Below are 6,900 nucleotides of genomic sequence, written 5' to 3'. Positions count from 1 at the left end.
CTCAAGATTTAACGACGACGTTACTCCAAATTAACCAGCGACCGCTTAAAATACTCGACTGGCAAACACCGTATCAGGTTATGCTGACAAATTTGTCCAAAAATTCGGATTAAATTTGCAATCTACCTAAATTATTAAAAAGACAGGTTAAGAGCAATAATTTTCTTGAGTCATTGCCTTTAACCTGTCTTTTTTATATTTATCGTATTATCTATCAAAAAAGGGAAGCCGCTTTATTTATTAGTAAACTCACTTTCACCTAGCGCATGTTGAGCAGCCAAATTCAATAAACTCCATTGCCGATCAAACCCAGGTTGGAAAAAGAAATCTGCTTCAGCTAGGTCCTCTAAGGTTAGCCGGTATTGAATGGCTAAAGCCAACACATTCCCCTGCGCTGTGATGTCATGCTTTGATAGCACTGCTCCACCGACTAGGCGATGATCAAAAGGTTGGAAGAAAAGCTTTGTATAAGCTTTTGTATTTCCCTTGTCTTTTGGTATAAAAGCCGGCCGCAGATTATCTTCATAATAGGAACTGTTAACGTTGATGCCCGCACGATGCGCAGTGAAACTATTTAATCCACTTTGAGCAAAGTTGTAACTGAAAACACTCAAAGCAGAGGAGCCAACGACACCAGAAAAGGGCGTAGTGGGTATTTTTTCAAACAAATGCTTAACGATATACCGCGCCTCACGACGGGCCACTGTTGCTAAGGCGATTGGCATTTTCTTATCGGCAGCCACCGAGTAGGCCAAGGTCGCATCGCCGAGCGCGTAAACATTCGACAAATTTGTTCGCAAATAGGGGTCATTTTTGATCCAGCCACGTTCATCAAGATCAACAGTTCCTCTTAGCCAGTTGGTATTGGCTTTAACCCCGGTAGCTTGAATAACCAAGTCGCTTGGAAAATTGTCCTGCTTACTCTTGACCCACTCCACTTGTCCGTTGCGACCACAGAATTCCGAAATTTCGATATTTGTGTGAACTTTAACTCCTCTTGTCGCCAGTTCATTACTTAAAATATCAGTTAATTCGGCATCTAGATAGGTACCCAAAGGACGGCTGATAACGTCTAATAAAGTAACCTGTTTGCCTGCCTTGGCGGCAGCTTCAGCGGCCTCGATACCAATGTATCCGGCTCCGACAATTGTTACATTTTTAATGTTATCATCAGCTAGCTTAGCCTTGATTTTCGTCGCCCAATCATAGCCCCGCATCAGGAACACATTCTCTAGATCCGCACCGGGAACGGCCAATGCATTGGGGGTCACCCCCGAACTGAGAATCAGCTTATCATAGCTAACTTCGGTGTCCTGATTACTTTTAAGATTTTTTACTGAGACAGTTTGTCGACTCTGATTAATTTTAGTTACCAAATGATTATCTAGAATGTGCACGTTTGCTTGTGGAAAGCTGGCTGGACGAAAATTACGGACGTCATGGACAGACGTAACGTCATTTTCCAGGTAAAGTTCCATTCCGCAAGACATAAAGGAAATAAAATCGCCAGATTCAAACAAGGTAATGTCAATATCGTCATATCTATTAAGTAGTTCAATAATTGCTTGGTGACCACCATGTGAAGCACCAACAATCACAACTTTTCTAGTCACATTAATACCTCCAATCAGTAAATAATCAGTTTAGAATACTCAGAAAACTACACCCCAAAACGATTAATCTAGAAGCCACCTTGTCCAACTTCGTTTTGTGCATCAGTTAGTCCATACTTAGCCAAATATGTTGCGAGGGGGTGTAAGTCTTCTGCAGCGTAGCGTTGTTTGAACGCTTGAACTTCATTTATTGGATAAACCGACGAATCCAACCGCAACTTTTCAGCGGGTAATGGTCGCTCCCCGGTAATGACAGCATCAATTAAAACCGGTTCTGTTTTGGCAAGATCTCTTGCCTGATTGAAGGTGTCAGTTAGTTGATCGATTCTATCAATTCGAAATGCTTTCATGTGCACGCCAGATGCGATTTTACTAAAATCAATGTCATTAAACTCTACCCCGATAAAGTCATTTTTATTTGTATCTTCCTGCTCATCTTTAATGAATCCATATTGATGGTTGGTAAAGACAACGTTAATAATTGGCAAACGGTACTGAACCTGGGTTGCTAGGTCTTGCATCGTCATGGCTGCTCCTCCATCACCCGCTAGATTAAAAACCTGCCTTGAAGGATAATTCAGCTTCGCTGCAATTGCGCCAGGAATTCCTACGCCCATTGTTGCAAACAAGTTTGACGTAATATGTTGGTTTTTCGGAGTCAGCTTCAGATGACGATTAGCGTTTAGATTGATGTCACCAACGTCAATCGAAAAAACTGCATCGGGGTCAGCGACCTGGTTGACTGCCTTTAATACTTGGTATGCTTGCAAGGGTCCATCTGTTTTGTTCTCTAAACTAGCCAGATATTGCCGCCAATTTTTATTGTTGGCTAGGTTTGCTTGCCACCAAGAAGTTGCATCACGTTCATTAATCTGTTGTAAAATAGCTGCTAATGCTAATTTGGCATCAGCGAGGACAGCGACGTTTGTTTTGTGCCGTTTACCCAATTTTGCCGGATCAATATCGATTTGGAGGAATTTAGATGTATTCTTAAAAGCTTTAGAGACCTCAGCAAAAGGATAATTATTGCCGATAAATAAGACTGTATCAGCTTGTGCTAGCGCCTCATTGGCTGGTTTTTGCGCCACTCTGTTGGCTGATCCCAGGTAAGCCACGTAATCGTCGGGGACAATGCCCTTGGCCGGATAGGTGCTGATTAATGGAATCTTTAGTTGTTGACTTAATGCTTGTAGTTCTTTTCCAGCATCCCGCGTGCCAATTCCGTAATAGATTAGTGGTCGTTTGGCCGTTTGAAGTATGTCAACCACTTGTTTTATTTTTTCAGGGTTGGGCTGAGGCAGAAGGGGTTTTTGGTAACTATTGGCTGAGGAGTACCAATCTTCAGCCTTAATTAGTTGCCAAGGTAAATCAACAGGTATTTGAACGACTGCAACGCCTTGGTGCGCATACGCCCGGCGAATTGCCTCGTCAATTACATGGGGAAGTGTGTTGGCATTTACCGCAGTAACATTATAAATGGCGACGTCGGCATAAATGGGATTCTCGTTCATTTCCTGAAAAGTATCCATATTCATACCGGAGGTTCCAAATTGACCAATCAATGCTAATACTGGAACATGGTCTTCTCGGGCATCGTACAAACCATTTAATAAATGAGTTCCGCCAGGGCCTGCTGACCCAAAGCAAACGCCGATTTTTCCTGTAAGTTTGGCATCGGCTGCAGCTGCCATCGCGCCGACTTCCTCATGACGAACTTGGATGTACTGCAGCTGGCTTTTTTCGGCCTCAAGAGCATCCATAACCGAATTAATAGAGCCACCAGGAATCCCATATAAGTGATCAACTTGCCATGCTTCTAGCACTTTGAGAAGTGCAGTGCCGGCAGAAATTGTAGTTGCTTTGGTGTGTTTGGTAATCATAAAAATGCCTCCTACTAGAATGTGGTGCACAATTTAATTTTTAACAATGTAGTTAAAGTCTATTCTCTTTCGACACTAAAATCAAGCGCTTACATTTTTGAAATTTAAATCGTGGCTGGGACAAAAGTCCTAATCTAAAATAAAAGAACCAGGAATTCGAATTTGAATTCCTGGTTCTTTCATTTTATGTAGGCACGGTGTGCCCAAATCTGTTAATCTTAAATCACCACAAAATAAGAAAGTTGGTGCCCACCGTGTATAAACATTATAACAATAACCAAACCATATTAACATTTCCAATTGAATTTAAAATTAATCCCAATCATATTGTCGTTTCAATTAGTGATTTTGTAGATAGTATTCCCACTGAAATTCTGTATCCGGATGCTGACAAGTTTGGGCGACCAAAATATTCGCCAGCGATGATGATGAAACTCCTATTATTTGCTTATATGCGTCATACGTTTTCTGGCCGTGCTATCCAAGAAATGGCAGAGGAAAACCTACCAATGAAGTGGTTAATTGGTAATCCGGACGAAGTCCCAAGTTATCGGAGCATTAATCGCTTTCGAATTTCACAAGTAGCAAAAGGGATTATCAAAAAAATGTTTCTTCAATTTCATGAACAATTAAGTGGATATGGTTTAGTGGATGACGAATCGTTATTTATTGATGGCACAAAGATTGTCGCAGATGCCAATAAATACTCCTTTGTTTGGCGAAAAAGCGTCGAACGAAATGATGCCAAGTTAGAGGAAAAAGCTAGCGCCTTATTTGATGACATGATTCAAGAAAAGGTTAATCTAGCAACTGATGCCGAAGGCACTTTGGCGAAGTTAGATCATGCAGAACGTGAATTAGAACATGATATTGATGACCTCGATCAGAAAATTAGTGCAGAAAAAGTCATTAAAGGTGGCTCGCCATCAAAGCAACGACGAAGAAAACTAAAACATTTTAAGCATATTATTACTTCGGATTTAAAGCCTCGGAAGCAAAAATATGAAGATTATCTTGAAATTCTGGGAAACCGAAACAGTTTTTCTAAGACTGATCATGATGCAACCTTTATGCGAATGAAGGAAGATCCAATGCAAAATGGTCAATTAAAACCAGGATATAACTTACAGATTGGTACTCAAAATCAATTTGTCCTATTTTATGATTTGAATCAACGGCCAGCTGACCAAAGAACGCTAGTCCCATTTTTGAATCAAGTCCAACAAAGAAAGGCCACGTTCCGTTACGTAGTAGCGGATGCAGGTTATGGTAGTGAACCAAATTATGACTTTGTTTTAAAGGATTTTAAAGCGACGCCACTTATTCCCTATACAATGTATTTAAAAGAACAATCCAAGAAGTATAAAAATGATGCCAATAAGGTTATGAATTGGGCCTATGATTGCGATAATCCCTTTATGGTTGTCAGATGAAATACTATAATTCATCTGACTAATCATAGGGGGATTTTTGTATGCCTAGAGCTAGACACACGCTTCAGGAAAAGTTGGCGCTGTTAGCTAAATTCAAGCAATCAGGTTTATCAATTGGGACTTTTACCAGACAACATGGTATCCATCGAGAAACGCTCATGCGTTGGCAGTCGCGCCTTGAACGTGATGGGTTGGCAGGGCTCACGGAAGCGCACACAAATAATCATTATTCCAACGAATTGAAACTTAAAGCTGTTCAGGCTTTTTTGGCCGGTGAAGGGTCACTGCTGGATTTAGCCACAAAATTTGGTTTACGTTCATCAACACAACTCGACAACTGGGTTTCCAGGTATAATAGGGATAAAACCTTGACGGCCAGACCGTCTAGAAAGCGGGTCCCTACCATGAGTCGGCAAACAACTTTTGAAGAACGCATCAGGATCGTTGAATATGTGACTAAAGCTAAACACTCGTATACCGAAGCCGCGGATCACTTTCAAGTCTCCTACCAACAGGTCCGTACTTGGGTGATCAAGACTAAAAGTGGCGGCTATGAAGCGCTCGTAGATAACCGTGGGCATCGAAAAGCCAATCATGAATTAACCGAACTAGATAAGGCTAATCTCCAGATCCGAGAACTAAAAGCACAACTGGCAGATAAGGAACTCTACGAGGCCTTCATAAAAAAATTTCAGGAACTTCAGCGCAGGGGGTGAACAAACCACATCGGCTGGCTTACCACGCTATCAAGGTAGTCAGCCAAGGTAATCATGGTGCCGTAACGAAACTTTTAACCGTTATCGGCGTCAGCCGACAAGCTTATCATAAAGGGCTTAGACGACAGGAAACAACATGGGAAAAGCACAATAAACAACTCAAAACACGCACCCAATATTGGTTTGATTTTCACCACCAAGGTATCGGTGCTGGAAATCTTCTGACTAACTTACAAGCGGATAAACTAATTGATTTTCCGGTAACTTTGAAGCAAGTTCGCCGGGTCATGCGTGAACTTGATATTCGCTGTCAAGTACGGCCAAAGAAGCATAAACGGGCCAAACAAGCTGAACAATATTTACTCGACAATGTTTTAAAGCAAAACTTTCAAGTGACAGCGCCCAATAAAGTTTGGTTATCTGATTCAACTGAACTAACTTATGGGCTTAGTGGTGAGTACAAAGTCCGCTTAAGTGGTGTCTTGGATTTATATGGTCGCCGACTCTTGGCATACAATCTCAGCGCCACAGAAACGAGTGCCGCTGAGATCCAGGTTTTTCAGCGTGCCTTTACTGCAGTTGGTAAGGTCCCATCACTTATTCACACCGATCGTGGTTCGGCGTATACCTCAAGAGCGTTCAATCATTTCATCAATCAATTTGAGATCACCCGCAGTATGTCGCGTCCAGGAACACCATATGATAACGCCCCGATGGAGCGCTGGTGGAATGAATTTAAACTTCGCTGGATGGCGCGTCATCCGCGAGCAAAGACCTATCAAGAGTTAATAACGCTCGTTGAATCAGGAATCGAATATTTTAATCATGACAATCGCTCAGCACAAAGAAATGGCCTCACCCCGGATGAATACTGGAATGAAGCCATCTAAGTGACCAAAAACTTTATATTATTTCATTTGTCAACTTGACAGGGCCTAGTGCAGTTTTGAACATCTTCATAAGGTAAATAAAATTCAATTGTAGATTTATTTAATTTTACAATCTACCATATAACGTCTCCATCTTTTCAAAACGACTTAATTCTACGGGCTATAAATAACTTAATTTGCCAGTCTATAACGTTTCAGATTAAGCTACCACTATGTTATAATGACCATATCGAAAGGAGATCAATCTAATGAAATATACGAAAACCAAAGCAGTATTAAATCAACTCGTTGCCGATTTGAGCCAGATGTCAATGATTATCCATCAGACGCATTGGTACATGCGTGGACCCAACTTTTTGAAGTTGCAC

General features: G+C 41.4%; 6 protein-coding genes and 1 pseudogene. 5 read left to right on the top strand and 2 right to left on the bottom strand.

The genetic code is table 11. From position 1 onward, the window contains the following. Nucleotides 1-113: pseudogene (locus AAA939_RS15045) on the top strand (IS30 family transposase); the annotation flags it as partial. Between the two features lie 120 nt (nt 114-233). Here AAA939_RS15045 and AAA939_RS15040 read toward each other — a convergent pair. Both AAA939_RS15040 and spxB read right to left on the bottom strand, forming a co-directional pair. Beyond that, entirely contained in the window at nt 234-1,613 is a 1,380-nt protein-coding gene (locus AAA939_RS15040) for an FAD-dependent oxidoreductase (RefSeq protein ID WP_203643179.1), read from the bottom strand. Between the two features lie 68 nt (nt 1,614-1,681). Next, on the bottom strand, nt 1,682-3,493 hold the full coding sequence (gene spxB / locus AAA939_RS15035; protein ID WP_203643187.1) for a pyruvate oxidase: 1,812 nt from the start codon (nt 3,491-3,493) through the stop codon (nt 1,682-1,684). 254 nt (nt 3,494-3,747) lie between these two features. Between spxB and AAA939_RS15030 the strand changes: the two genes are divergently transcribed. From AAA939_RS15030 to AAA939_RS15015, 4 genes are all read left to right on the top strand, one after another. Further along, complete coding sequence (locus AAA939_RS15030) at nt 3,748-4,926, top strand: transposase (RefSeq protein WP_125547623.1); 1,179 nt, start codon at nt 3,748-3,750, stop codon at nt 4,924-4,926. Nucleotides 4,927-4,967: 41 nt separating this feature from the next. After that, a complete protein-coding gene (locus AAA939_RS15025; protein ID WP_125547621.1) occupies nt 4,968-5,642 on the top strand; it encodes a helix-turn-helix domain-containing protein in 675 nt (224 codons plus the stop codon). After that, on the top strand, nt 5,639-6,532 hold the full coding sequence (locus tag AAA939_RS15020; protein ID WP_112234114.1) for an IS3 family transposase: 894 nt from the start codon (nt 5,639-5,641) through the stop codon (nt 6,530-6,532). Before AAA939_RS15025 ends, AAA939_RS15020 begins: the two co-directional genes overlap by 4 nt. 248 nt (nt 6,533-6,780) lie before the next feature. Then, nucleotides 6,781-6,900 (top strand): ferritin-like domain-containing protein (locus tag AAA939_RS15015; RefSeq protein ID WP_262345421.1); only part of this gene is annotated, 120 nt, incomplete at its 3' end.

Origin of the sequence: Lactiplantibacillus paraxiangfangensis, assembly GCF_036246185.1 — a bacterium.
GTDB classification, from domain to species: domain Bacteria; phylum Bacillota; class Bacilli; order Lactobacillales; family Lactobacillaceae; genus Lactiplantibacillus; species Lactiplantibacillus paraxiangfangensis.
This window is presented reverse-complemented; position numbering and strand designations above follow the sequence as displayed.

Coding starts and splice junctions, on each gene's coding strand:
- spxB (WP_203643187.1), bottom strand. CDS start 3,493: ATGATTACCAAACACACCAAAGCAACTACAATTTCTGCCGGCACTGCA.
- AAA939_RS15025 (WP_125547621.1), top strand. CDS start 4,968: ATGCCTAGAGCTAGACACACGCTTCAGGAAAAGTTGGCGCTGTTAGCT.